Origin of the sequence: Paenibacillus sp. PvP094 (assembly GCF_040546835.1) — a bacterium.
Taxonomy (GTDB): Bacteria; Bacillota; Bacilli; order Paenibacillales; family Paenibacillaceae; genus Paenibacillus; species Paenibacillus illinoisensis.
This window is the reverse complement of the sequence record NZ_JBEPOM010000001.1, coordinates 2,930,728-2,954,607: the sequence shown is the minus strand read 5'-3', so window position 1 is coordinate 2,954,607 and position 23,880 is coordinate 2,930,728. Positions and strand designations below refer to the sequence as shown.

Sequence of the window (23,880 nt, the reverse complement as noted above, 5' to 3'; positions counted from 1 at the left end):
ATGAACATGATTACAGCGAGACAACTGCAGAAGGAATTCAAAACGCCTGTCGTTCGGGAAGGCCGGTTCTCCGGACTTCGGACGCTATTTTCACGCGAATACGTGTCCAAAGAGGCCGTACGTGACATCAGTTTTGACATTCCACAAGGGGAGTTCGTCGGATACATCGGGCCGAATGGTGCCGGCAAGTCGACCACCATTAAAATGTTGACCGGCATCCTTCACCCGACTTCCGGAGAGGTACGGTTAGCCGGCATGAACCCGCATCAGGAAAGGCTGCAAACGGTAAGGAGACTGGGGGTAGTGTTTGGCCAACGCAGCCAGCTCTGGTGGGATCTGCCCGTGAAGGATTCGTATGATATTCTGGCTGAAATGTACGGTGTACCTGCTGAACTCAAAAGGAAACGGTTGTCCCAGTTCGCTGAACTGCTGGACCTTGAATCCTTCTGGGCCACGCCAGTCCGTAAACTCTCACTTGGACAACGGATGCGTGCAGATCTGGCAGCTTCCATGCTGCATGATCCGGAGCTGCTTTTTCTCGATGAACCCACCATTGGGCTGGATGTGAACGCCAAACGGAATATACGTCAGTTTCTGAGGACTTTAAATGAAGAGTTTGGCAAAACGATTTTGCTGACGACCCATGATATGGATGATATCGAGCAGTTATGCAGCCGGGTGATGGTTATCAATCACGGCCGGCTCACATATGACGGTACGATCTCCTCTCTGCGGGACACGATTGGTCTGCCCACAATTATCCGGGTAACATACAGAGGGGAGTTTCATATCCCAGACGCCATACCTCCTGCCTTACAGATTACAGGTGTGGACGGACTGGTCGTTACGGTACAAGTGAACCGGAAAGAATGGAGTACTATGGATATTTTGAAGCTGCTGGAGCAATGGGGCGAAATTATCGATGTGGAGATGCAGGAACCGGATTTCGAAGATATTATCCACCAGGTATACTGATTGGCCCAATTTGGACAGATCTGGATGAGGGCCTGTTCGGATGCCGTTACATGCAAGAAGGACATGACGTACTGTAGTAACGGAGGTGAGGTTCATGCTTGTCACTAAACATGTACTAGCAGCGTTCAGCACATATTCTACTCCCTACTACATGGTGCGTGGTGCAGCGTCTGGCCCCGTGATGATTGTCACTTCCGGCATTCATGGAAATGAAACCGCAAGCATGGCTGCTGCGCAAAAACTCGCCGACGATTGCGCAGCAGGACGACTATCCATTCAGCGCGGTCTTCTCATTATTATTCCAAGAGTGAACCAGAAGGCTTATGACAAAAAAATCAGGGGCAATCCTGATCTGAACAGAACATTTCCCCGCCGCTTATCTGCTAAATCCAAGCATCCACTTGCTTCTGCCGTCTTTCGTCTGGCTCGTGAATATGGGCCAGACTGGTGGATTGACCTGCACGAAGCCAACGGATTGTCCCAGCTTAGCTCCCGTGTATTGGGGCAAACCCTGATCACCAATCCCAGAAGCCGTGCCGTTCCGGCATGCAGAAGAATTATTGAGCACATGAATCGTTCCATCGCCATTCGTGATCGGCATTTCAATTTGAAGCAGCATGAGCTTCCCGGATCTGCCCGGACAGCTGCCGCCAGACTGCTGCAGGCCCGTTCCGTCACCGTTGAAACCTGCTGGAGCCTGAAGCGATCCGTACGGATCAAGTACCAGACGAGAATTGTACACCACTTTTTACGGGAAGCAGGCTTCATATGAAATGAGCAACCTCCCAATTCCATCGTGATGTGGAAGGGAGGTCACTCACTTATTCTTCCTTATTGTTACGGAAGGATTGAATATAGTTATGGATATCCTTTTCCGGTGTCATGAGCAGGGCTTCAAGGAACGTCTGCATACGCTGCAGATTCTCGATGTGACTCTCGATATCTGTGATTCGTGTACGTACAAGCATCTTCAGCTGCTCACTTTCCATATCCTCCTGGCTAAGCAGCTGCAAGTTTTCCTTAATCTCTTTCAGCGAATATCCAAGCGCTTGTGTGTCTTGAATGAATTTGATTTTAACCAAATAATCCTCTGTATAAATTCGATATCCGTTAGATGCCCGGCGAGGAGCAGGCAGTATGCCCATGTTCTCATAGTAACGGATGGCTGCCATGCTTATTCCTGTCCGTTTTGCCAATTCACCTCTCGTCATGGTATCCATAAAGCCTGTCCCACCTTTTTCTTAACGTTGTTTTCCCTGGTCATTGTCTATGTTTGTATACCCTGGTCATTGTCTATGTTTGTATACTTGGTATCGTATGCTGCCTCCGGGAAACGGTCTGATGGTCCTTTCAACAACACCTGCTGCTCTCCTTTAAGATAGCGGTCGAAGAATGCCAGCGTGTATGATCTCGTGATATCCACATTATGCTCGGGCGTCATCCCTCTGGCAAACATTTCGGGCGAGATCAACGAAATATCCGTGAAGCTCTGGTGGAAAAAGCCATCTACTGTCAGGTAATACGTATCGTTCAAGCTCTGTGTCATGACATGATTCAAATCCGGTTCAAATTCAGGATAAAACACGTTATCTTTTTCGGTAGCGTCCGGTTCTAAACTTTTGGCTGTCTCACCTGACATGATATACATAAACGGCTGTTTCAGAGATACCTTGGACACTTCACCCCAGAAGCCGCCTTCCAGACTAAGCCCTGCGCTAAAACGATCATCCTGAGCCAGAGTTTCCACTGTGGTTGCCCCGCCGTAAGAGTGTCCAAAAATGCCTACACGATCCAGATTCAGCTTGCCTTCGAGCAGCCCGTTCGGATCATGACTATTCCATAATGTAAGTGTATCCAGTACAAAGCTTGCGTCTGCAGCACGAATGCCTACGTCTTTGACATTATACTGGTACAGTTCCTCTGACGTCCCGAATTCAGGACCTGCTTCATAAGCCACGACATGCCCGTCCGGAAACGTAACTAGTGCTGATGTGTACGGATGGTCTATCCCCACAACAATGTATCCATGGCTAACCAGTTCTTCAATAGCGGTCATACTTTGGAAACGGGCAGAACGAACCCCTGGCGAGAACAGCAGCACAGGATAATTGCTCTCTGCAGCCGATACCTTTGCACCAGTGACCACATGTGTGGGAATCGTGTCCAGATAGCTAAACACCTGTGGTGGAATGCCGAACACGAGGCTGATGGCTTCACCCAGCTCTGCGGGATAATGCTCCAGCGGAAGTCCCTTGGCAGCTTCGTGATCCACTGGATACCAGACATTGATCATAAGTTCTCGCTTGTCTCCTGGCTCAGGCGATTTCGTCTCTTTGCGGGATTCATCCACGAGATGCTGTTGAAATGTTCCTATGGCATAAGGACCCGTCGGCTCAGGCATTGTAAAAGCCGGAAGTAACCAGGTTAGTGCCACTGAACTTGCACTAAGTACCAATACCATGATAGAAGCCACCGTGGCTTTGATCCATGATCTGTGATTCTTTTGTCGAACAACGATCATAACCAAAAGAACCAGGACCAGAAGATATGTAGGCAGCATTTGCACTCGAAATTGCTCTATTACACCGTGCAGCGCAGTAAACAAAACCAAAGCAGATATCATAACCATCCTCATCCCCCGCCTCGGACGAACCAGCATCAATATGGCGACCACAACGGTTACAAGTACTAAAATCCATTCCAATATTCTCATCGTTCAACCTCCAACATCTCTGTAATACAACAAGGATAAACCTTGAAGCACACTTCAAGGTCAAGGTTAAACTTTCGAATTATATCATAAAGGGGCTCATATGATCTCTTCCAGCTCGGGAACGTCCTGAAGGTCTTAAACGCAAGCGGTATTTAGAATATTTAAGCAGAACATATCAGTAGTCATGAAGTAGCTAATAACAGTCATCCATTAGAAAACCCGTCATACGTGGTACAGCGGCCCTGATTGGCTCGTACCTCCGTCTGACGGGTTTTAACGTTCAACTAAGCATTCTTTTTTTAATTTCCCGAAGCGCTCTCTACAGTCACCTTGGTTCTTGGCATCGCATGCATGGCCCCAGCGGTTACATGGACCTGTACGACATATACGCCCGTTTCCTCGAACGCATAGTTGGCCTCGTAAATTCCATCCCCTGCGGATTGGGCAGTAATCGCTCCCTGAGCTTCAAGATCCTCCGGATTCATCATTCCTTGATCTACAGCAGGTGCTGCTGGCTCATTCTTTTCATTCCATACCTGAAATTGCACATGGTCTGCATCATCCACGGGCTGACCTCCCTGCGTTAGTTTAATCTGCAGGGCAACATCATCCTGGATGGACACCTTATCCGGTACCATGAGCTGCACCTTAATCATCTCCAGCGTATCCGTACTCTGGGATTGCTCATCGTTGGAGCAGCCCACAGTCGTAAGGAGCAGAATGATCATTAACGGCATGAACCAACGGACTTGTCCACTCATCCATCATCTGTCCTTTCTTATGAAGAAGATTTTGGTGTTTTGCCAATTCCCCACAACATTACAATAATGATGATAAACGCAATCAGGGCAAGCAATGGAATCGTGATGAAACCAAACCAGTTCAAATAGTCGGTATAGCAAGGAATTTGCCCACAAGCGACGGAATTGCCAGTAGCCGAATAGATTCGTTGAATCGTAACGTGGTATAACGAGATTCCACCGCCAATGAAACTAAGCGGAAGCACATATTTGGTGATCCCTACATCATCCTTGAAATAGGCGATCCCAAGCACTATGGTCAGTGGATACATAAAAATTCGCTGGAACCAGCATAGATCACAAGGGATATATCCCTTAATCTCGCTGAAATATAAACTTCCTCCCGTCGCGATGACGGATACGGCCCAAGCAATAAACAGCCGGGTATCCACGTGTCTCGCCGAACGCTCGGGTTTTGATGATGCACTCATTCATCTGGCCTCCTCTGCATTTTGAAATATCATAATACCTCATTCATGACGCAAGGGCTATTCAAGCCGTTATGTAGGGTGTTACATGATGATCATTATACCAAATATTTGAATAAATTGGTGAAACACAAAAGAGCTGCCTTGCGGGCAGCCCTCCTGCTTCTTTCTGGTTATTCGTTAGTCGATTTCCTACGATTACATGGATTTGGTCAATGTGATGGAACCGTCCTTTTGAGCCCATTTTACGTCCCAGTTCAACAGCTCAGCAATGAAACGCAGTGGTACTTGGGTACGTCCGTCTTTGTTAACAAACACTGTGGAGCCTACGTTCTTCTTCATACCGTTCACTTCCATGACTTTGTTGTTCACCCAGAATACGAGGGTATCCTCACCAGCCATAACCGTAACTTCCTGGGCTTTTTTGTCCCATTTCACCGTTGCACCAATTCCTTCACTCAGGAAGCGAAGTGGAATGTACGTCGTGTTTTTCCAGAGCACCGGTGTAGTATCCATGTTGGTCGTTTTATCGTTAATTTTCAGCATTTTGCTGTTCAGCTTCATCCAAACAGTGGTCATATCCGGAGCTGGCGTTGGTGTTGGGGCAGGTGTCATCGGCTCCTGAAACTTGTCATTGTTCTGAGTCACGATCGCATTACCCAGGGCTTGACCTACACCAAACATCACTTTGAAACCTTCACGATTCGTGGTATACGAAGCATCATAATTTCCGGCTGCATATTGGTCGAGAACTTTCTGTACTTGCTCTTCGTGTGTAGTCAGTGCTTCTTGTCCGGCTGCCTTAGGCAGATTGCCTGCTGTTGCCGAATCCAGGAATGCAGCGAATTCTGTGATGAAACCATCAATACGCTTCTCTACCGCTGCACGAGCTGCTGCGTCATTGTTTTTAACGGCCTTTACATAGTCACTCTGTGCATTAACATGATTGGTTACCCAAATTTTCTCGAAAGCGTTGGCTCCGTCATTACCGTAGATCGAAGCAATGGCTGCTTTGAAATCAGCTGTGTTCCCGGCTTCAGCTGTAACGAGAGCATTCGAGGCTGCTGCCCGTCCATCGTATTCCTCTTGCATTTGCAGGGCAGACAGCGCAAAGTGCTCGGAGGCCAGGTGATTCAGAGCAGATCTTAGATCAGCTGCTTTTGTATCGGCTTTGGTGTTCTCAAATTTTTCAGGCATTTGTGTCGTGATTGCCGTGGAGAGCGCCTTACTTACGTCGAACATCTCCTTGAAACCTTCGCGGTAAGCCTTGTATGCATCGCTGTAATCTCCGGCTACATATTCATCGAATACCTTTTGCACGAGATCTTCATGTACCTTCAGTGCTTCTTTGGCTGCCGCTTTTGGCAATTTGCCTTCCGTTGCGTTGTTCAGGAATGTGGAGAACTCATCGACAAATCCATTGATGTTATCCTGTGCTTGTTTGATGCCAGCCTGGTTGCCCATTTTGGTTGCTTTCACCAGATCGTCGGTGTACTTGTTGTGGGCACGGAAGATGCGTTCGAATTCCTTCGCACCTGCATCACCGTACAGGGAGGCGATGGCCGGCTGCATATCCAGGGCATTTTGGTCGAGTGCTTTGTAAGCTGCGTCTGCATCTTTTGCTCCGTCATATGCTTTAGCCATAGCTGTTACCGCCAGTGCAAAATGTTCTGACAATAGGTGATCCAAGTTTGCTCTAAGGTCAGCAGCAGGTGTGTTCACCGATGCCTTCATCGTAGTCATTGGCGTCTGTGGCGCGGAAGCAGCCCCTGCGATTCCCGGCATCAAGAGCGTCAAGCTTAGCATGGGTGCGATAAACTTCTTCATTTTCATTTTCATTACGTATTCACTCCTCAATATCATTTTGTATGCTTTGTTTCCTCGTCGTCGTTTTCAAAGGGTGTAACGCAGGGATCCCCAATCTGGATCACCCCATAGGCAAAAAAATTCACGGCCTCCGTTTGGAAGTGCCGCGAATCCGCATCACTATTGGTTTTTTCATGCTCAAAATGATTTAAATTTATTGTGATCTATTGTTGAAATTGAGTTATATCCACTGTAAGTCATCTGCTTTATTTTCCTTAATCTCACAAATAAAACCTTACATCCCAGGTTATCCTGGGGTACAATAAAGGAGATGAATTATACGCCTTTTGAAGGAGGTTCACTCATGAGTTGGCTGCCTTATATTTTAATTATTGGTATTGCCTTGTTTGGCGGCATTGCAACCCTGATCATCGGAAATTCCAAAGCCAATCAGACCAGCAACCCCGAATACGACCGCCGAACCAAACAGAATTTGAGCCGGTTAACCTATGTATACGTTGGTGCAATCGTGCTTGGCATGGGCGGACTGATCCTTTACCTTGTAAACTAAACGACCTACCGAGTTCAATGAAGTATGACTTTAAATCTGTTCAACATCTCAATCGTTCGTTCTACATATAAGATGGTTGGGGAATCCATTCCCCTTTCCCTGATCACCGCCAAACACCCCCGCAGCATCCATATATGGATCTGTTGATACAGACTCTTCCTGTTCAAAACTGCATTCCCGTTCCTGTATCCGCACTCGAAATCTGCCACGATCATATCTAGTTCTCTTTCATTTACCGATGAAGGTATGGTGGAAGTCAGCGCGGCTGCCAGATCAAAATGATGATTCCCCCGCCTCACTTCACCCATATCAATAACGTGGATGCACTCCTTCGTAAATAACATGTTCCATACACCAAGATCACCATGAATCATGGTGTTATTCTCCGGTATATATTCCATGCACTGCTCGGTATGTTCTGCTAAAGACCGGATTCCTTCAAATGATGAATTCTTCACTTCATTAGACACAGCACTCCATAATTGGTGTAGCTGATAGCGATCCTTCTGCTCTGGAATATCCAGGTGAGAGATCAGTTGATGAAAAAGGGAAATCACGTTACCCAACTGCACAAAATCAATGCTCACTTGATGATACGGAGTTGTATTGTCTATGTAGTTTTGCAAATTATAAATCTCATGATTGTAGATGATATAGGATAGACCATCTCTGGCTTTGAGCATCTTTGGAGAAATGTTTACAGATGCCAGCACTTGATAAAGCTTATGTTCAGCCTGAGCCTGATGTTCATTTTTGAGTTTACGCAGAACATATTTTCCAGATGCTGCATGAATCAGTATCGCCTTAGAACTGTTACCTTGTTGCAAGGCAGTGCTGGTTAGCACTTGGCCAATATCATAAAGTTCCATCACAAAATCGATGTCAGTCATAACTCCTCTCTCCTTTCCTATCTCTATTCACATAAATACAGTTGCAATGTTTACAAGTTGGAGATAATTCAGAATTATTATGGATAACTTCCGGGTTTAATATAAAGCCATAAGGGACGGCGAGCCCTACAAATGACAATCATAAGTTGATCCTGACATTTTACACGGTAACGTAGAGTGCAGAACCAATCTGAAGAAGCGAAGCAGTCACCTTTATCACCGGATTTACCCTTTTAAAATAAGTCAACAAATCTGGGGATAAGAGGGATCGGAAGATGGTACTGCAATCGAAGTGGTAAAGTGTAAATTCTATCAGATCAACTTATACACTGAACCTAAAGGAGAGTTATACATGATGAAAAAAAACCTGAAGAAATCTGCTGCAGCGATGATGGTTCTTGGCATGACATTAACAGGAGCTGCTGGTGTTTTCGCCGGTACTCAACTGGAGAAAATCTCCGCTTATCTTAATCACGGCATCAGCTTCAATGTAGATGGAGCAGCTTATACACCAACGGATGGCAATGGGAATAAACTTGCACCGATTACTTACAACAATTCAACCTACCTGCCTGTACGTGCCATTGCGGATGCGCTGCATGTTCCTGTATCATACGACGGCAAAAAAGGTCAGGTTACCATCGGCGAAGCAACGAGCAATCCTTCTGCCCTGTCCAATGTAACCTATAGTGCGGCGCAAAAAGAAGCGATTCAAAAAGCATTTGCACAGTTCGATGGTTTTGAAACAGCTTATGCACCTCAGCAAAGTATCCAAGGTGATACATTTAAAAGCGTTGGCGCCGGGGGCGATGGTGCAAGCTTTATCTTCACTCATATGAAAGTAAGCGTATCTCCACGTGATTACTCCGATGGCTATGACAGCAAAGATGTGAAATTGTCCAATGGCGTTAATGCCAAATGGTACACTCCGGATCAAACGGGCATGCTGACATTCCCATTGGATGATCGCTATGTTACGCTCAGCTCCCCTGACCATAAGTTGACTCAGGCACAGCTGGCTCAGGTAGCCGTTTCTGTTCAAAAGGTAAATAACAACGATCAAGGCATTACCGGGTTTGCCAATGTAAATTACACCAAGGAACAAGCAGCTACCATTCGTAAAGCATTTGCGGCATTCGATGGCTTTGAGACGGCTTACGCGCCTCAGCATATGATTGCCGGAGATGCATTCAAAAGTGTGGGTGCCGGTGGTGATGGCGTAAACTTTGTATTCAAAAATATGAATGTGACAGTATCCCCAAAAGACTACTCGTTCAGCTATGATGGCAAGGAAGTCAAACTGTCTAACGGTGTAAATGCCAAGTGGTATACACCGGACAAAACGGATATGCTGACATTCCAACTGGATGATCGCTATGTTACGCTTAGCTCACCAAATAACGCACTGACACACATGCAGCTGGAACAAATGGCTGTGTCTGTGCAAAAACTGAAATAAAACGAATCATACCAAAACACACATCATGCTGTCCCCTTCTAATGGGGCAGATTGGATGTGTGTTTTGTCCTATTCCAAACATATGACTGTTATGAAAATATGGCTTTCGTCCAGCTTCAATTCGCTCAAGATGAGGTTATAATGAATGATATACGCACAATTAACAGAGGCCCGAACAGACAAGGGGGGAAAAACATGAACCAGCGAATAGATCTTTCGCCCGAGGAGCTGCAGCAGCTGGCAGGTGAATTCAGCAAGGCTTCCCAGAATGGTAATGATATTTTGGCACAGCTGAGAACGATGGTGGATCAAGCCGAAGGCCAGTGGGAAGGTGAACGGCAGCGTGAATTCATGCAGCGGATCAACGACAGTATGACATCAATCAGCAATTATCTGCTTGGTTTGCAGGAGACCAGCACCAGCCTGCAGCAGACAGCAACCCGCTTCCGTGAAACGGATCAGTCACGCTAGGACTGATCCGTTATTCGTTAAGGTTGTATTTTAACTTTGCACATTTCTGCAAAGTTCATATTTATTTTTTTTAAATCAAACCCATCATTTATACATTCAAATTCCCAGCAAATGCTTCTTCTTCCTCATCCACATACCCTCTAAAAATGATCTCTTCGATATCTTCATGATTGAATACATACGTATAATCCGGATTAATATATCCTTCCGGGTACAAACATCCAATGTAATCGAACTGACGAGGCGGTTCTGTCATTAACATCTGCTTGCGTCCATAAATGACGAGCTTTTTGGTGCCTTCCTTCAGCCGGATTACGGAGCCGTTGGGCAGTAAAGTCAATGTATCTTTTTCCATATGGTATGTAACCTCCTTCAACTATTCTGCGCTTTATGGGCGGTGGTTTCTTTCGGGGCATGCAGTACCCGGCGCAGCCAGTAATACCGATGCACATCCATGATAAAGTGAAATACAACAAAAGCCAGCATAATATAGACACACATCAGGACCACCGCAACTGTCTGCTGCGTGACAAAGGCCAATGATAGATTGGCCACCAGATAACCGGCTCCAGTCAGCATGGTCAGCGTCGCGACAGGCATACGTGAGCCTGCACCCGCTTTTGGGCGATGTGGAGACTGCTGCAGTTTACGCAAGTGGAACCTGGCATACTGATATAAGGCGAAACCGTACACTGCAAACGACCCGATCGCATACCAAGGGGTTGTCAGCCCAAGCATGCCATAAGCAAACTTTTGCACGATGATCATGAATCCCAGGGAACAGACGATTCCAAATACGCCGCGGAACAAAACATAATTCAGCTGCAGTCTGCGCGGTGCCACAATCAGGGCTACTGCCCACACATTCATGACTGCCAGAGGAGGCAGCAGAATATAAGCATATAAGGACTGGAACGGAATACTAAAAACCGGGATCAGCAGGAATACATTCAGAAAAAAGAGCACCAGCGTACCTGCACTGAAACGAATCCCATCCGCTGCATATACCGCAAGATAATTCTCAAACGCGTCCGGGTGGTATGAGGTTCCTTCTACGCTTTTAACAGCAAAATGGTTCGTCGATGATGTGGAACGTTTCTGACGTGCCATCTATTTGAACCATCCTGATACGGTAGACCAGGCCTTCTTCGCTCCGTGTTTCACCACGTCTTTCACGGAATCATCCTGTCCGTCGCCATCCAGATCCATGTTCATGGTTACCCCTTCTGCGAGATACGTCAGACCTACGGATACGCCCAAACCAACCGCACCAACGGCCAGGACGGGTGCTGCAGCAGGCAGAATCGCAGCGGTCAGCAGGGTTGCACCTACTGTCGTTGCCCCACCAACAACAACGTTTCCGATGATATCCCCGGCAATTTTGTCAGTGGATGCGTTCTGGCTGATGTTCTCCTGTGTGTCTGTAAACACATCAATGCCGACACTGGCCCAGCCCAGTTTATCCGTTAATGCTGACCTGACCGCATAACCCGGTTTGATCATTGAGGCGATTTCCTTAATCTGAGGCGTAGCTGTTCCGTTGGCTATTTTGGCTTCAATGTCACGAACATAATGAATTTTATAGTCTCGGGGTCTGCCATTGACTACTGGATTATTTTTGACGGAATCATAGCTTTCACGAACCAGAATTCGCGGGGTATTCCGATCAAGCTGCTGCTTCACCATATAGCCATTTCTAACCCGATACCCCAGTTTGGCAACAGCCGCTGCCGCCGTCAGTGTACCCACCGTGCTGCCAGGACCATCGAATGGTGCGAGTAAATTAATGCCCGTTAGCCCAAATGTACCCCCGGATTGATCTTCCTGTTCCATTCGCTCACGAGTCGTTTTCACATATGCAGCCAGCTGCTGCATGCTCTGTCCAGCAGTCTGAAAACGCTGCTGGTGCGACTGGTACAGACCGATTATGGTCTGCCGATTCCCCGACTGCCAAGCCGCTCCCTGGATGGAGCGCTGGAGAACACCATCTACCTGCTGCAGCTGTGCTGTGACCTGTTCAATCTGCTGTGCCAGCGAGTTCAGGTACTCGGATTTCATAATAATCTTGGTCAACTGGATCTCCCCCTTTAGCTTACCTACGTTCTATGGGATTAAACTGCAGGCAAAATGGATAACGAACGCGTCGTTAGCAGAAAAAGACTCTGGATCAGCTCTTCTTCTGTTATCTTGAATGCTGTAAATAGTTCTTTTCTTTCATTTTCCTTGTCTTCGATGAACAGCCAATTGCCTGCACAACTACCGATAAAATAAATCGTCTGAGGCTTGTTCTGCATCCCGCGGGTGGATACCTCAAACTGCCCTTGTTTCTCAACGTTAACAAACGCTTGGGTCAATTCGTGAATTGCCGCCGAATATATATGCAGGTCCTGGCGCAAGGCGTAGGTTACCCTTTCAATCCCGGATTCGTTATCCAGTGTCAGCAACTGCTGCAGTGTGTGCTTCTGAATAGGGGTATGGATGGATTCCTCGGCAGAGTCAGGCAATTCAATCCGATTGCCCATAATACGAAGCATGTCCTGCAAGCTTTCGAATGAAGTCAGGGTCACCTGATCCCGTTCAGGATTCCAGAGCCATTCAACGATGGTTGTTCCGGAAATGAAGCCATAGGTCAGAGATGATTCACGCTGTTCTGAGCTTGATGTCTTCAGATGAAGTTTCATCACTGCGCTGCCGAGCTTGCAGCTCTGGAGCAGCTGATGGACTTGCGGATGTATGGTAATGTCGTTATCTTCAGATTCAATAACGCCATCCTTGATCAGATCGGTTTTTATTTTTTCAAATGTACGTCTGGCGCGCTCACCCTGTAATGCAGCATCGTTCAGATGGGCGAAGAGCACTTCAGCTTCCGGGATATTCATGATCTGAAACAGAAACAGCGCCTCCCGGCCAGAACAGGTAAACGAAGTATATGTAGGCACAGTCATTCCTCTTTTCCATGATTTATGCATCAAACTCCAATGGAAGAGCCTATCTTTTTATTGTAAAAGGATAGGCATTCAGGCTCAATGCGCCCCCACTCCTGTTCTTGGGACGTTCAACCTGATTATATTTACCCACTAAGCCGTGTAACGGCACAGGGTTAAAATCACTTCTGAATCTTGAAATTTAAATGAGAAGCAAAAAATAAAAAGCAGCAAGGACCGAATATTCCCAGCTGCTTCTTATCGTCTTCAGGTCAGATCGGTTAAACGAATAACTCTTCTATAATACATGGAATCCATCCAATCCTCCCACTCCAGTTCATTGGCATTGCTGTCACGATAATATACAGCAGCGGCAGGGAGATAACCAACCAAAGGACCCATGCCGCCACAGATCATCCCGCCGCCATCGCCGCCTTTGGGCAGCACTTCTCCAGACGGATTCATCGTCAATTCAACTTTGTACGGATCTCCGGCAAACTGGAGGCCAAAAAAATTCGGCAGCTCCAAATCATACGGTATTTCATCCTCTTCAACGAGCGACAGGTCCGTCTCGATCGATTCACCTACGATCTCAGTCAGCCCTTCCAAGCGTCCAAAATGCTTCAACTTCATCGTATAATCGAAACTGTCGCCCCAGGGAAATAACGTACGACAGCCACCCCCGTACAAATACTCCCATTCATCTTCGGTGAGCAAACTAAAACCCGCGTTAGCTTGTTCCTCCAGCAAGGCTTCAAGCGTAAGCTCCTCATTGTATAGTTGTATCCGGACTTTCTCACCCTGACGCTCCAGGCGAAACGCCTGATACTGCTCCAATCCCTTAAGATCAGAATGCTTGAATTTCTCCAGCTCTGCCGCAAACTCAGATCCATGTACTGCGAGTGCTTCTTCTTCGGTAACTTCAATCCAACCAAGTGATTGTATCTGGCATTCCACCAGCATTGGAGCGATAGCTGCTTCTCTCACAGGTGACATCTGGCTCGTCAGAAAAGAATCCACATCCTCTACGCCATACTCACTTACCGTCTCAGATAGATCTGCCGAAGTCTCTTCATTCATGCCATCCTGCCACTGATTCCACCCAAAGGTCACACGGTCTCCAGGTACAAACACAAACTCTCGCCCTGCGTGCAAAAATAACCCCGTTTCAGTTCGCTGACCGAACCGTTCAAACGTTCTTACACCGATATATTCCATCCCCGCCGGACATAAGGCAATCATCCCGTGCAGCAGCTTTTCTTTTTCTTGAACAGATAACCCAGTCCACATACCACGAGTCAATGCTTCCATGGCTCTCCACCTTTCCGGATGCTCTTCCATTCCTTGATGGCTAAGCCCCTATTTACCTGCAGCCTGCAGGAGGTCGAGCAGCAGCTCTTTCCGTTTCCCTTCTGCCTTACGGGCCAGACCTGCAAGCTTCTCCACTTTGCCCCAGATTGGATATATCACACGCTCCACTTCATAGGTTTCCAGTCCGTTGATCTGCTTCACCATAAGTGCAAGCTTCTCGTCATTCTCCAGTTCGGGCTGGATCTTCAGCTTCAAGCTATCCGTCGAACGTCGTAAGCAGGCAACCAATGCAGGTGCAGAGCTAGCGGTTATACCATGCTTTTCGGCAAAGGCAGCAGTGAATTTATCCTGCACCAATTGGTGTTCGTCGTCCACTTCTCCCATATAAAATTCAACCAAAGGGAAATACGTCTCGTCTGCAAGCCCCAGTCCAAACGTGGCATAGCTGCCTGGCATACAGTTCTTCTCCCCCTCCGTGTCACCGTACCATTCAAATTCTTCAATGGCTTCCCGAGCGTACTCTTCAAGAAGTGGATGCAAGTTCGAATACGCCAGTGCACTCGCGAAGAACCGATGAGTATCCGACTTGGCGAGCCCCTTCACCAGCAAATATTGTTTTGCCTTGGATTTGAGCTTGATCTTATAGCTCTTAGGGAAGCCTTGCTTCAATAAGCGAATAATGAATGCCAGCGCCTGTTCGTAGGCAGATGCTTCCTCCTTGCGGATAACGATTGTAATGGTAGAGAACACATCATTGGCTGTGCATTCCACCAGTTCACTTTTCACATGAATATCTTCCTTCGCATAAGCCCCGCTGCCTTCCGTCATCATTCGAACTGCACGGTCGCTCCCCAGCTGTTTCGCCAGTTCCAGGAAGGTAAGGCCTGTCGGTTTACTGTAGCTGGGCTCAAAACGCAGAATCATGACCGCTGCGTACAGCAGCAGATCGATAGGCTGGGCCTCTTGCTGCCCATGGTTCTCAACTTCTCCATGAGAATCATTCTGTTCCAGAACGGCACCTGGCTTGAGTGCATATTCGTTCGACCTATACTCCGATAACTGAATATCATAATACTGTGGCAAAAATTGATTCTCTGCCCAATCCTTCAATGCACGAATGATATTGCCGCGATGCTCCGCCAGGGCATCCTGACGCCCTTTATTCAATTCCTGAATGCGGTCATATTGAGCTATAATCCATGCAATATTGGGACTCGGAAACAGCTCTCGATCAAGCAAATGACGCGTCAAAAAAAAGGACTCCAGCGGTTTCGTTGGATATGTACCGTTCTCCAGCTTTTGTTTCACATAGGTATGAATGCGTTCCAGCAGCTGCTCTTTCTTCTCTTCGTTGATATATTCAAATAGCGTCAATTGCAGCTTCCCTTCGGTCGTTGGAAATTTCCCGCGAAAGGTGAAACGATAGTCGATCAGTGGTGTATCTCCCAGCTCATCCAATCTTCTCTGGATCACTTCTGCAAGCTGAGGCTGAATTTCGCTTCGCACCTGCTCTTCCGTAAATGAACCTGCGTTCCTGGATTTCAAGCCATCATCCAACCCGAGATCCAGGCTGTCAACCGTTGTGCGTCCAGGTCTGTAATCCAGTAAAACATCACCCAGGATCCCCATCTGCAGCGTGGTTCGCTTCACTACCTTGTCCAAGTCGCTTCGCTTCTCCTGTTCATCAAACCATTCATGAATGGCGCCTATCATCTCTTCCATGGCCTGATCATATAGTGTACTCATCTAATTTCCTGCCTTTCGTAATTAAACTCTATCGAATAACAGCTCATATTCTATTTCATCAGGATCGCTCCATCACTCTTGCAAGGAAAAATACGTATTGACGTTCGCATAACACCTATTATTTTACTCTCTCAAGCACACCATGAACAATAAGACTTATGCACGGTTGTTGGCTAAGAAAATAGATGATCTCTTCCTCTGCACCTATCTGTGCATGCTGTCCTCATACCAAAAAAACACCGGAGTCAGGCGACTTTCCGCCTAAATCCGGTGTATTCACGAAACCCTCACTCTTCTTTTAATACTTTAGTATGATTCCGACCTTATAGTAGAAATAGATTGTACATACCAGCCACTGCGAGTACAGAAAACCTTCCGATTGCTGTTATCCCCAGATTCCTTTGATCCGATGAATATAGGAAGAAATCCGGTGATAAAGGCAACCGCTTCGCTTCTCCAGGTCTTTTCTGTCCTCTCCGTTCTCATGTCAATTTTACATTTCAATTCATACCATAAACCGTTTACCGTATTAATTCACGGTCTTAAACCATTCATTTACTTCAGCGGTAATATCGTCGCCACCCATCGACTTCCACTTCGTTACAAACGCATCGAATTCCTCAATGCCAACCTGCCCATAGATGATTTTGCTGAACGTATCCTTCTCCAGCTTGTCGAGCGCATCCTTCTTCATCTTCATTGTATCGGTTGGCGCACCCGTGAACTTGTTCTTGATCGCATCATCCTTATGTGCAACGACAACTTGAGCTGCAGCAAATACTTCCGGTTTGTTGGCAATGCTCGTATTTTTCTCAAAAGGCGTCTCAGGTTCCTTGCCTGTCGCGAGTTCTGCGAGCGTATCCATCATCAGGTTTGGAATCCGTGCACCGTCATAGGTAATCGTGTATTTCAGCGGCGATACGCCATCTTTCACTTCAGCTTCGCCCACGACTTTGCCGTCCACGATGTCATAATCATATCCTTGGGCAAACCCATGCTCGAACTCGCTGCCCACCTCCGGATTGGCAAAGTTATCGAACAGATAATTCTGATAGGTGAAGAACACTTCCGGGTTAGCCATATCCTTGTTGATCAACACAACCCCGTTGCTGGCCCCGGAACCATGATGATGACTCTCACCCGTCGGGCCGGTTGGCAGAGCGATGGCTTTATAGGTGGCACCGTCCACATTTTTCTTCACGTCATCAATTGGCCAGTTAGGCATCCAGTGCGGACCCACGATGATCCCGGCCTTGCCTGCCGTAAACAGTTCAGCTGCCTTGATCTCATCATATACGCCAGCTTCCTTGGGCAGATAACCTTTGGAGAGCCAGTCTTTCATTGTAGCAAGACCTTCCTTCACTCCGGGCTGCACCGAGCCGTATTGCAGTGTTCCGTCTTCAGCCTCGTTCCATTGTCCTGGCATCGTGTTATACATGCCGAAGATCCAGCCGGATTCCGTCATCCATGTATTCAGCGCATTCTTCATGCCGACAGTCAAACCATACGTATCCTTCTTGCCATTACCATCCGGGTCCTGATTCGTAAATGCATCCATGACCGCAACCAGCTCATCGATCGTTTTCGGTTCTTCCAGTCCCAGCTTCTTCAGCCAGTCTTCCCGGATAAACATCACCGGATCGCCGTTGTAGGCATAATCGAAGATCGGAATGCCGTAACGTTGACCTTCATACATGTAAGGATACCATTCCTCCGGTGCCGATTCGGATGCCTGTTTCCACGTGTCAGATGCATATTTATCAAACAGTGCACCCGCATCAGCGAACTTGCCGGACTCAATCAACTCACGCACCAGGTTGTAGTCCCCACGGATGGAGACGATATCCGGCAGCTCCTCGTTGGCAGACAGAGACAGGCGGAGCTTCGTATAAAAGGCGTCATTAGTCACGGACACAGCCCATGGTGTGGTCAGCTCTATGCCGAGACGCTCCTTGGCCCATTTGGTATGCACATTGCTCTGTGCCGTTTCCCCGTTCTTAAACTTCGTGTCATCGTTCCAAGCCCTCAAGTAGCTCATCTGCACCGCTGGTTCGTACTTCCCGTTCTGCATCGCAAGCGGCGCAGCCGCTTCCTTCGCAGGTTCCTCTTTGGCCCCCGAACTGCATGCTGTTACAGCAACCATGGTTAATGCAAGCACTGCCGTCATCATCTTTTTATACATGAACTAACCCCTCCTCAGGTAACTTTGGATACCCTTTGTGCATCTCGCATCATCCATCCATGCTTCATGCACCTTACATGAAAAGGATAGTGCAGCCGGGGAGGCAAACATATATCACAATTTCAATGTTCATATTGATTTGTTAACCGTTCCGAAAATCCTGTGGTGTCAGGCCATAATGCTTGCGAAACACTTGAATGAAGTAAGGGGTATTGTTATAGCCCACTTCCTGGCCGACTTCATAGATCTTCATCCCGGTATGTTTCAGCAGGTGCACGGCACGTTCCATTCTGGAGCGAATAATGTAATCACTGATGCCTTCGCCAGTGGACTGTTTGTACATTTTGGACAAATACACCGGATGCAGATGCACCTCACCCGCAATGACCTGCAGGGACAGATCTTCTCCCAGATGATGGTCAATCCAGTGCTGTACCTGCCGAATCAAGGTGGACCCGCTCTCTTGACCCGAGTCTTGGGTACGCTCTGTCCATTGCTGCATGACGTTCCGGGTCCATGCCTCCAGGCTCCGCAGCGATACACCATAGCCATCCTTCAGCAGCTGCTGATATTGTTCTCCAAGCACATCGGATAACTGTTTGCCTTCCCGGTGAGCCATATAAGAGAAAGCGGCCGCCAGATAATGAAAGGCAACGTAGACATGCTCCGGAAATACACTGCCTGATAGCTCGGCAAAGATCTGATCGATCTTGCGGTGTGCATCCTCCATTCTCCCGGCTTCCAGCAGCGTTGTCAGACCAGGTGGTTCATAGAGCGCAGTAAGTGATTTCAAGGAGGCTCCGTGCGAGCTGGTTGCGGCATTCAGATGCAATCCTTTCCCTGCTTCACTCTGCTTCCGCAAGGCACTTACAGCCTGGTGATACAGCTGCGGTACCTGATGCGGGAAACGGCCTGTTTTGCTGACCGATAGCGAGATTGTTGCATTCAAATACTGCTTCACACTGTGTATCAATCGATCGCCCAGCCGTCCCATCAGCAGTTCCGGTTCAGACTGTGCCTGTTTCGGACTGGCCATGAACACCAGATCATCATACGCATCATCGGTATGGCAGAGATGGTAGCTGCTGCTGAAGATTTCCTCCACCACATTGGATATGGCGTATTTCATTAATCGAAATGCCTTGTGCGTTGGCTGTGGGTCATCATAACGGATCAGCAGCAGCTGCATTTTATCCTGGGGCCGAAAGCCGATCTCCAATTGTTCCAGCTTGCTCACGAGCTCATCTTCGGCAAACTTGCGCCCGAGCAGCACATCCTTCATTAACTCGGCCCTTTTCTCCGGCAAATGCTCCCTTACTGAATACATGGCACGCTGATGCAGCTGCTGCTTCTCTCCTTCCAACCGGATCTGCACGGAGGCCTGCTGCACAGCTTCGATCAATTCTTCATCGCGCACCGGCTTAAGCAGATAACTTACCGTTCCATGTTTAAGGGCCTGTTTTGCATAATCAAAAGACGCATGTCCTGATAAAATAATGCATTTGGTCTGCTCCCACTTTTGCCGAATATGACTAACGAGATCCAGTCCCGACAGGCCCGGCATACGGATATCTGTAATGATAATATGAACTTGATGGGCAGCCATCTGCTGCAACGCTTCCTTGACCGAATATGCCTTATATACCTGACCGATGCCATATTCCCTCCATGCGATAGAGGAAGCGATGGATTCCACCGCTGAGTGTTCGTCATCCACGACCATTAGATTCATCATGAGATTGTTCCTCCTCCTCAAACCATCGTATTTCCACACTAAGTCCCCCGTAAGGAATCGCTGCAAAATGAAGCCCGGATGAATGCCCATATCGTGTAACCAGACGCTGGTGCACGTTCCAGGTGCCGGTACCGATCTCCTCACCCATCGGCTCGTTCACTTCCCGTTCCAACTCTTCAATCTCTTCGGATGTCAACGTAACCCCATCGTTATCCACGAACAAACTGTAGCGGTTGAAGGATTTCCCTTGGATTTGCTCTTTGGCCGACATTCCGGTCACCACGATATGGCCACTGCCTTCGCTTGGTTCAATGCCATGAATGACAGCATTCTCCACAATCGGCTGAATGAGCAGCCTTGGAATCTGCTGCTGCATCAGCTCCTGCGGTACAGCAATTTCGTAGGATAAACGATTGGTCCGCATCTGCTGTATGGACAAATAATTGTCGAGCAGCCGAATTTCCTCCTCCACCGTTGTCATGTCATTCTCATCCCGGGTGATATACCGGTAGTAATCTCCCAAACTCAGCGACATCGCAATAACGGCTTCCGAATGACCGAGCTGGGTCATATTTTTAATATAGAACAGGCAGTTGTACAGGAAGTGCGGATTAATCTGTGACTGCAAATGCTTGAGTGTAGCTTCCCTTGAACGAATGCGTTCCTCGTACACCTTTTCGATCAATTCCTGAATTTGTTCCGCCATATGATTGAAGCTCTGGGTCAGGTAAGCAAATTCATCACGTGAATGATCCACCGGAATTCGGGTCGACAGCTGGCCTTTGCGAATCTGCTGCAGCCCCTGCATCAGGCGATAGATGGGAATTTGTACCTTGCGGTAGAGCAATAATGCCGCCCCGATGCTCAAGGCCAGCAGCAGGAGTATGGATGTAACAAACATGTTCCGGCTCTTATCCATCGGGGTGAGCAGATCATCCAGTACAACGGGATTCACATAGACGCCATGAAGCTGTTTGGAAGGAACATAACTCACCAGATACTGCTTGCCACCGGCCTCCAGCTGGTGATTCCCCTCGCTGTCGAGCCCGTTCAACGGCATATTTTCCATAATGGCCTGAACCAGATCAGGGTCAGCACTGCGATTTAATAAGGGATCATTGCCTGGCACGTACAGAAAAGGGTCTCCTCCCTGTGCCTCCTTGAAGTCGTCCAGCATGGCGACAATATTCATCGGATCAAAATTAATCTCCATCACGGTCCGAACCCCTGTCGTCGCTGGCTTGGCATTCCACTCGTAATTGTCCGTGAAAAAAAACGTGAATCCTCCCTCATCCAATTGCCACTGGCCAGGCTGGGGATACTTCAGCATGTTCTCATTGAAGACGGTTCGGCTTGCCTTGGTGGATAACACCAGTTCTGCCTGTGGAAGCAGGATTGTTATGTCGTTTTTCCAGCGGCTGGTGGACTGGTACAACGATAATTTGTCGAGAATGTCGAGATAGATGCTGTTCTTCTCATACTGGCTGGTCGTTTCCGTCATGTAACGGTAATGCAGTATGCTGGGGTCCCTCAGAAGGGTAAGCCCATAGAGCGAGAGCTGCTCAATATTTTTATCTACCTGGGAGCTGAAATAATTGAATTGGTTCAAGCTCGATTGCTGTTTCTCGTCCACGACCATGTCCACGTTCGCCTGGTTGGCATAGGTATAGAGCAGCAAGATGGGCACCAGCAGGCAGATCAGCAGAATGACCGTTTTTGCAAATACTGTGAATTTCATCGTTTCACCCTGTCTCGAGATATAATCGAACGTGTTCGAAGTCCTATTTTATATTGAAAACCCTTTCATATCTATATTGATTTTGAAAGTGTGGATGGCCTCAACAGGTTAACAAATCAACATTCGCCTTGAAATGTTGGTCTATAGCGCACCCTTTTCCATTGCTATAATTCAGTTGCTCCACTTTTTGCAAGAGGCCGAAATGCCTCACCATGCGGAGGCTGGACGATACATAAGGAGGGACACTGATGGCTATGGAACAACCATTAACAACCAACACACCGGTACGGCAGGCGATACGCAATCCACGCAAACGTACCCGCTGGAACTTCAAACGCACATGGCCGCTGCACCTGATGCTGCTGCCTGCTGTACTGCTCACATTGCTGTTCGCCTATGTACCCATGGGCGGCATTATTATTGCTTTTCAGGATTTCAAACCGTGGCTGGGATTCACGGGCTCCAAATGGGTGGGATGGGATAACTTCCGGTTCATGTTCGAGTATCCGGACAGTGTGCAGGTGATCTGGAATACCGTGCTGATTGCTTCCATGAAAATTGTGGCCGGCCTGGTTGCCCCGGTGGTATTCGCCATTTTGCTGAATGAGGTACGAAACTCCACCTTCAAACGGTTCTCACAGACACTCGTGTACCTGCCCCACTTCCTGTCCTGGGTAGTACTAGGCGGCATTCTGCTCGACATGCTGTCCCCAGAAGGCGGACTGGTGAATCAGGTGCTGGCAGCTGCAGGGATTGAACCAATTTTCTTTCTCGGAGATGGTGACTGGTTTCGGGTAACGGTTGTCATCAGTGATGTATGGAAGGAATTCGGATTTGGCACGATCGTATTTCTGGCTGCGCTTGCGGGGATTAATCCGGCTCTCTATGAGGCTTCCGAGGTGGACGGGGCAACACGGCTCAAACAGACACTGCACATTACGCTGCCTGCCCTGGTGCCGATGATTATCGTGGTGGGAACGCTGTCCCTTGGCAATATTCTGAATGCAGGATTTGACCAGATTTTCAATCTGTACAACCCGCTCGTGTATGAGAAAGGTGATATTATCGACACGTTTGTGTACCGGATGGGTATCCTGAATGGCAAAATGAGCTTCGCAACAGCGGTCGGACTATTCAAGTCTTTTGTCGCGATGTTCCTGGTCATTACTGCCTACCGGATGGCTTACAAAATCGCCAATTACCGCATTTTCTAAGGGGTTTAGCATACTGCTTTAAGGGGGAATCAAGTTGTATCACAAAACGACCGGATACCGGATATTCAATGGCTTCAACCTGTTCTTCATTGCGGCCGTTTCACTGCTGTGTGTGCTGCCGCTCGTTCATATTCTGGCGGTCTCTTTCAGCGGCAAGGCGGCAGCCTCCGCCAATCTGGTCACACTCTGGCCGATTGATTTTACCGTAGACGCCTATACCAAAACGTTTGGTAACAGCAACTTTCTCAGTGCGCTCTGGATCTCGGTTCAGCGTACCGTTCTTGGCACACTGCTCAGTATGGTGCTGGTCATTCTGACGGCATATCCATTATCAAAAGAAAGTCTTCATTTCAAAGGGCGCTCTATGTATGCTTGGTTTTTCATCTTCACGATGCTGTTCAGCGGCGGGCTGATCCCGTCTTACATTTTGATTCAAAAGCTGGGGCTAATCAACACGCTGTGGGCACTGATTTTGCCAGGAGCAGTTGCGGTCTGGAACCTGATTCTGATGATGAACTTCTTCCGTAATGTTCCGAAAGAGCTGGAAGAGGCGGCTTTTATTGATGGAGCTAACCATATTACAACCTTGTTCCGGATCTATCTACCGGTGTCCATGCCCGCGATTGCGACGATCTCGCTATTTACCATGGTGGGCCAATGGAACTCCTGGTTTGACGGGCTCATCTATATGAATGATGCTTCCAAATATCCGCTGGCTACGTTGATGCAGACCATTATCGTACAGCAGGATTTCTCCAACATGAATGTGGATGCCACGCAGCTTCAGAACATGTCTCAACGTACGGTCAATGCTGCTCAGATCTTCATTGGCGCGCTGCCGATCCTGCTCGTGTATCCGTTCCTGCAGCGTTTCTTCGTCAAGGGGATTGTGCTTGGGGCGGTAAAAGAATAGAACG

Annotated in this window: 22 protein-coding genes; 7 read left to right on the top strand and 15 right to left on the bottom strand. The window is 47.9% G+C overall.

Annotated elements, in window-relative coordinates; genetic code table 11:
• The first annotated feature begins 6 nt into the window (after positions 1-6).
• The gene (locus tag ABIC22_RS13600) at positions 7-975 is read left to right on the top strand and encodes an ABC transporter ATP-binding protein (protein WP_354485959.1); all 969 of its coding nucleotides are present in this window, start codon (positions 7-9) and stop codon (positions 973-975) included.
• Positions 976-1,069: 94 nt separating this feature from the next.
• Entirely contained in the window at positions 1,070-1,747 is a 678-nt protein-coding gene (locus tag ABIC22_RS13595) for a succinylglutamate desuccinylase/aspartoacylase family protein (RefSeq protein ID WP_354481426.1), read from the top strand.
• Between the two features lie 49 nt (positions 1,748-1,796).
• Here ABIC22_RS13595 and ABIC22_RS13590 read toward each other — a convergent pair whose 3' ends face one another.
• From ABIC22_RS13590 to ABIC22_RS13570, 5 genes are all read right to left on the bottom strand, one after another.
• The gene (locus ABIC22_RS13590; protein WP_127539765.1) at positions 1,797-2,195 is read right to left on the bottom strand and encodes a MerR family transcriptional regulator; all 399 of its coding nucleotides are present in this window, start codon (positions 2,193-2,195) and stop codon (positions 1,797-1,799) included.
• A 47-nt stretch (positions 2,196-2,242) separates the two neighbouring features.
• Positions 2,243-3,688 (bottom strand): alpha/beta hydrolase family protein, encoded by a 1,446-nt coding sequence (locus ABIC22_RS13585; RefSeq protein ID WP_354481423.1) that lies wholly within the window; start codon positions 3,686-3,688, stop codon positions 2,243-2,245.
• 299 nt (positions 3,689-3,987) lie between these two features.
• Positions 3,988-4,449: a FixH family protein gene (locus tag ABIC22_RS13580; protein WP_127539760.1), complete on the bottom strand. Its 462-nt coding sequence runs from the start codon at positions 4,447-4,449 to the stop codon at positions 3,988-3,990.
• A 17-nt stretch (positions 4,450-4,466) separates the two neighbouring features.
• Positions 4,467-4,919 (bottom strand): disulfide oxidoreductase, encoded by a 453-nt coding sequence (locus tag ABIC22_RS13575; RefSeq protein WP_127539758.1) that lies wholly within the window; start codon positions 4,917-4,919, stop codon positions 4,467-4,469.
• A 195-nt stretch (positions 4,920-5,114) separates the two neighbouring features.
• The gene (locus ABIC22_RS13570; RefSeq protein WP_483312588.1) at positions 5,115-6,749 is read right to left on the bottom strand and encodes a copper amine oxidase N-terminal domain-containing protein; all 1,635 of its coding nucleotides are present in this window, start codon (positions 6,747-6,749) and stop codon (positions 5,115-5,117) included.
• Between the two features lie 337 nt (positions 6,750-7,086).
• Here ABIC22_RS13570 and ABIC22_RS13565 point away from each other — a divergent pair, with 337 nt between their 5' ends.
• Positions 7,087-7,293 carry a hypothetical protein gene (locus tag ABIC22_RS13565; protein WP_095292370.1) on the top strand — a complete coding sequence of 69 codons (207 nt, stop codon included), beginning with the start codon at positions 7,087-7,089 and terminating at the stop codon, positions 7,291-7,293.
• Positions 7,294-7,307: 14 nt separating this feature from the next.
• Here the strand turns inward: ABIC22_RS13565 and ABIC22_RS13560 are convergent, their stop codons facing one another.
• A complete protein-coding gene (locus tag ABIC22_RS13560; RefSeq protein WP_354481416.1) occupies positions 7,308-8,183 on the bottom strand; it encodes a phosphotransferase in 876 nt (291 codons plus the stop codon).
• 352 nt (positions 8,184-8,535) lie between these two features.
• Here ABIC22_RS13560 and ABIC22_RS13555 point away from each other — a divergent pair, with 352 nt between their 5' ends.
• Together ABIC22_RS13555 and ABIC22_RS13550 are read left to right on the top strand one after the other, a co-directional pair.
• Complete coding sequence (locus tag ABIC22_RS13555; protein WP_354481413.1) at positions 8,536-9,642, top strand: stalk domain-containing protein; 1,107 nt, start codon at positions 8,536-8,538, stop codon at positions 9,640-9,642.
• A gap of 195 nt (positions 9,643-9,837) precedes the next feature.
• The gene (locus tag ABIC22_RS13550; protein WP_095292300.1) at positions 9,838-10,113 is read left to right on the top strand and encodes a WXG100 family type VII secretion target; all 276 of its coding nucleotides are present in this window, start codon (positions 9,838-9,840) and stop codon (positions 10,111-10,113) included.
• 88 nt (positions 10,114-10,201) lie between these two features.
• Here ABIC22_RS13550 and ABIC22_RS13545 read toward each other — a convergent pair whose 3' ends face one another.
• The 9 genes from ABIC22_RS13545 to ABIC22_RS13505 all read right to left on the bottom strand — a co-directional run bounded on the left by ABIC22_RS13545 (position 10,202) and on the right by ABIC22_RS13505 (position 21,749).
• A complete protein-coding gene (locus ABIC22_RS13545) occupies positions 10,202-10,468 on the bottom strand; it encodes a DUF4176 domain-containing protein (protein ID WP_354481410.1) in 267 nt (88 codons plus the stop codon).
• 17 nt (positions 10,469-10,485) lie between these two features.
• Entirely contained in the window at positions 10,486-11,223 is a 738-nt protein-coding gene (locus ABIC22_RS13540) for a hypothetical protein (RefSeq protein WP_354481407.1), read from the bottom strand.
• Positions 11,224-12,186 (bottom strand): hypothetical protein, encoded by a 963-nt coding sequence (locus tag ABIC22_RS13535; protein WP_246058541.1) that lies wholly within the window; start codon positions 12,184-12,186, stop codon positions 11,224-11,226. It abuts the gene before it with no gap.
• Positions 12,187-12,224: 38 nt separating this feature from the next.
• Positions 12,225-13,052, bottom strand: a complete 828-nt coding sequence (locus ABIC22_RS13530; RefSeq protein WP_354481404.1) for a hypothetical protein — start codon at positions 13,050-13,052, stop codon at positions 12,225-12,227.
• Positions 13,053-13,304: 252 nt separating this feature from the next.
• The gene (locus ABIC22_RS13525; RefSeq protein WP_354481401.1) at positions 13,305-14,348 is read right to left on the bottom strand and encodes a hypothetical protein; all 1,044 of its coding nucleotides are present in this window, start codon (positions 14,346-14,348) and stop codon (positions 13,305-13,307) included.
• A 48-nt stretch (positions 14,349-14,396) separates the two neighbouring features.
• Complete coding sequence (locus ABIC22_RS13520; protein ID WP_354481399.1) at positions 14,397-16,094, bottom strand: DUF6138 family protein; 1,698 nt, start codon at positions 16,092-16,094, stop codon at positions 14,397-14,399.
• 529 nt (positions 16,095-16,623) lie between these two features.
• Entirely contained in the window at positions 16,624-18,276 is a 1,653-nt protein-coding gene (locus tag ABIC22_RS13515; protein WP_154896666.1) for an extracellular solute-binding protein, read from the bottom strand.
• Positions 18,277-18,418: 142 nt separating this feature from the next.
• Positions 18,419-20,011, bottom strand: a complete 1,593-nt coding sequence (locus ABIC22_RS13510; RefSeq protein WP_354481396.1) for a response regulator transcription factor — start codon at positions 20,009-20,011, stop codon at positions 18,419-18,421.
• Positions 19,986-21,749, bottom strand: coding sequence for a sensor histidine kinase (locus tag ABIC22_RS13505; protein WP_154896664.1), 1,764 nt, complete (start codon positions 21,747-21,749; stop codon positions 19,986-19,988). Before ABIC22_RS13505 ends, ABIC22_RS13510 begins: the two co-directional genes overlap by 26 nt.
• A 248-nt stretch (positions 21,750-21,997) precedes the next feature.
• Between ABIC22_RS13505 and ABIC22_RS13500 the strand changes: the two genes are divergently transcribed.
• Both ABIC22_RS13500 and ABIC22_RS13495 read left to right on the top strand, forming a co-directional pair.
• A complete protein-coding gene (locus ABIC22_RS13500; RefSeq protein WP_095361708.1) occupies positions 21,998-22,963 on the top strand; it encodes an ABC transporter permease in 966 nt (321 codons plus the stop codon).
• Positions 22,964-22,997: 34 nt separating this feature from the next.
• Positions 22,998-23,876 carry a carbohydrate ABC transporter permease gene (locus ABIC22_RS13495; RefSeq protein WP_095292286.1) on the top strand — a complete coding sequence of 293 codons (879 nt, stop codon included), beginning with the start codon at positions 22,998-23,000 and terminating at the stop codon, positions 23,874-23,876.
• Positions 23,877-23,880 lie beyond the last annotated feature (4 nt).

Coding starts and splice junctions, on each gene's coding strand:
- ABIC22_RS13600 (WP_354485959.1), top strand. CDS start 7: ATGATTACAGCGAGACAACTGCAGAAGGAATTCAAAACGCCTGTCGTT.
- ABIC22_RS13595 (WP_354481426.1), top strand. CDS start 1,070: ATGCTTGTCACTAAACATGTACTAGCAGCGTTCAGCACATATTCTACT.
- ABIC22_RS13590 (WP_127539765.1), bottom strand. CDS start 2,195: ATGGATACCATGACGAGAGGTGAATTGGCAAAACGGACAGGAATAAGC.
- ABIC22_RS13585 (WP_354481423.1), bottom strand. CDS start 3,688: ATGAGAATATTGGAATGGATTTTAGTACTTGTAACCGTTGTGGTCGCC.
- ABIC22_RS13580 (WP_127539760.1), bottom strand. CDS start 4,449: ATGAGTGGACAAGTCCGTTGGTTCATGCCGTTAATGATCATTCTGCTC.
- ABIC22_RS13575 (WP_127539758.1), bottom strand. CDS start 4,919: ATGAGTGCATCATCAAAACCCGAGCGTTCGGCGAGACACGTGGATACC.
- ABIC22_RS13570 (WP_483312588.1), bottom strand. CDS start 6,749: ATGAAAATGAAGAAGTTTATCGCACCCATGCTAAGCTTGACGCTCTTG.
- ABIC22_RS13565 (WP_095292370.1), top strand. CDS start 7,087: ATGAGTTGGCTGCCTTATATTTTAATTATTGGTATTGCCTTGTTTGGC.
- ABIC22_RS13560 (WP_354481416.1), bottom strand. CDS start 8,183: ATGACTGACATCGATTTTGTGATGGAACTTTATGATATTGGCCAAGTG.
- ABIC22_RS13555 (WP_354481413.1), top strand. CDS start 8,536: ATGATGAAAAAAAACCTGAAGAAATCTGCTGCAGCGATGATGGTTCTT.
- ABIC22_RS13550 (WP_095292300.1), top strand. CDS start 9,838: ATGAACCAGCGAATAGATCTTTCGCCCGAGGAGCTGCAGCAGCTGGCA.
- ABIC22_RS13545 (WP_354481410.1), bottom strand. CDS start 10,468: ATGGAAAAAGATACATTGACTTTACTGCCCAACGGCTCCGTAATCCGG.
- ABIC22_RS13540 (WP_354481407.1), bottom strand. CDS start 11,223: ATGGCACGTCAGAAACGTTCCACATCATCGACGAACCATTTTGCTGTT.
- ABIC22_RS13525 (WP_354481401.1), bottom strand. CDS start 14,348: ATGGAAGCATTGACTCGTGGTATGTGGACTGGGTTATCTGTTCAAGAA.
- ABIC22_RS13520 (WP_354481399.1), bottom strand. CDS start 16,094: ATGAGTACACTATATGATCAGGCCATGGAAGAGATGATAGGCGCCATT.
- ABIC22_RS13515 (WP_154896666.1), bottom strand. CDS start 18,276: ATGTATAAAAAGATGATGACGGCAGTGCTTGCATTAACCATGGTTGCT.
- ABIC22_RS13510 (WP_354481396.1), bottom strand. CDS start 20,011: ATGATGAATCTAATGGTCGTGGATGACGAACACTCAGCGGTGGAATCC.
- ABIC22_RS13505 (WP_154896664.1), bottom strand. CDS start 21,749: ATGAAATTCACAGTATTTGCAAAAACGGTCATTCTGCTGATCTGCCTG.
- ABIC22_RS13500 (WP_095361708.1), top strand. CDS start 21,998: ATGGCTATGGAACAACCATTAACAACCAACACACCGGTACGGCAGGCG.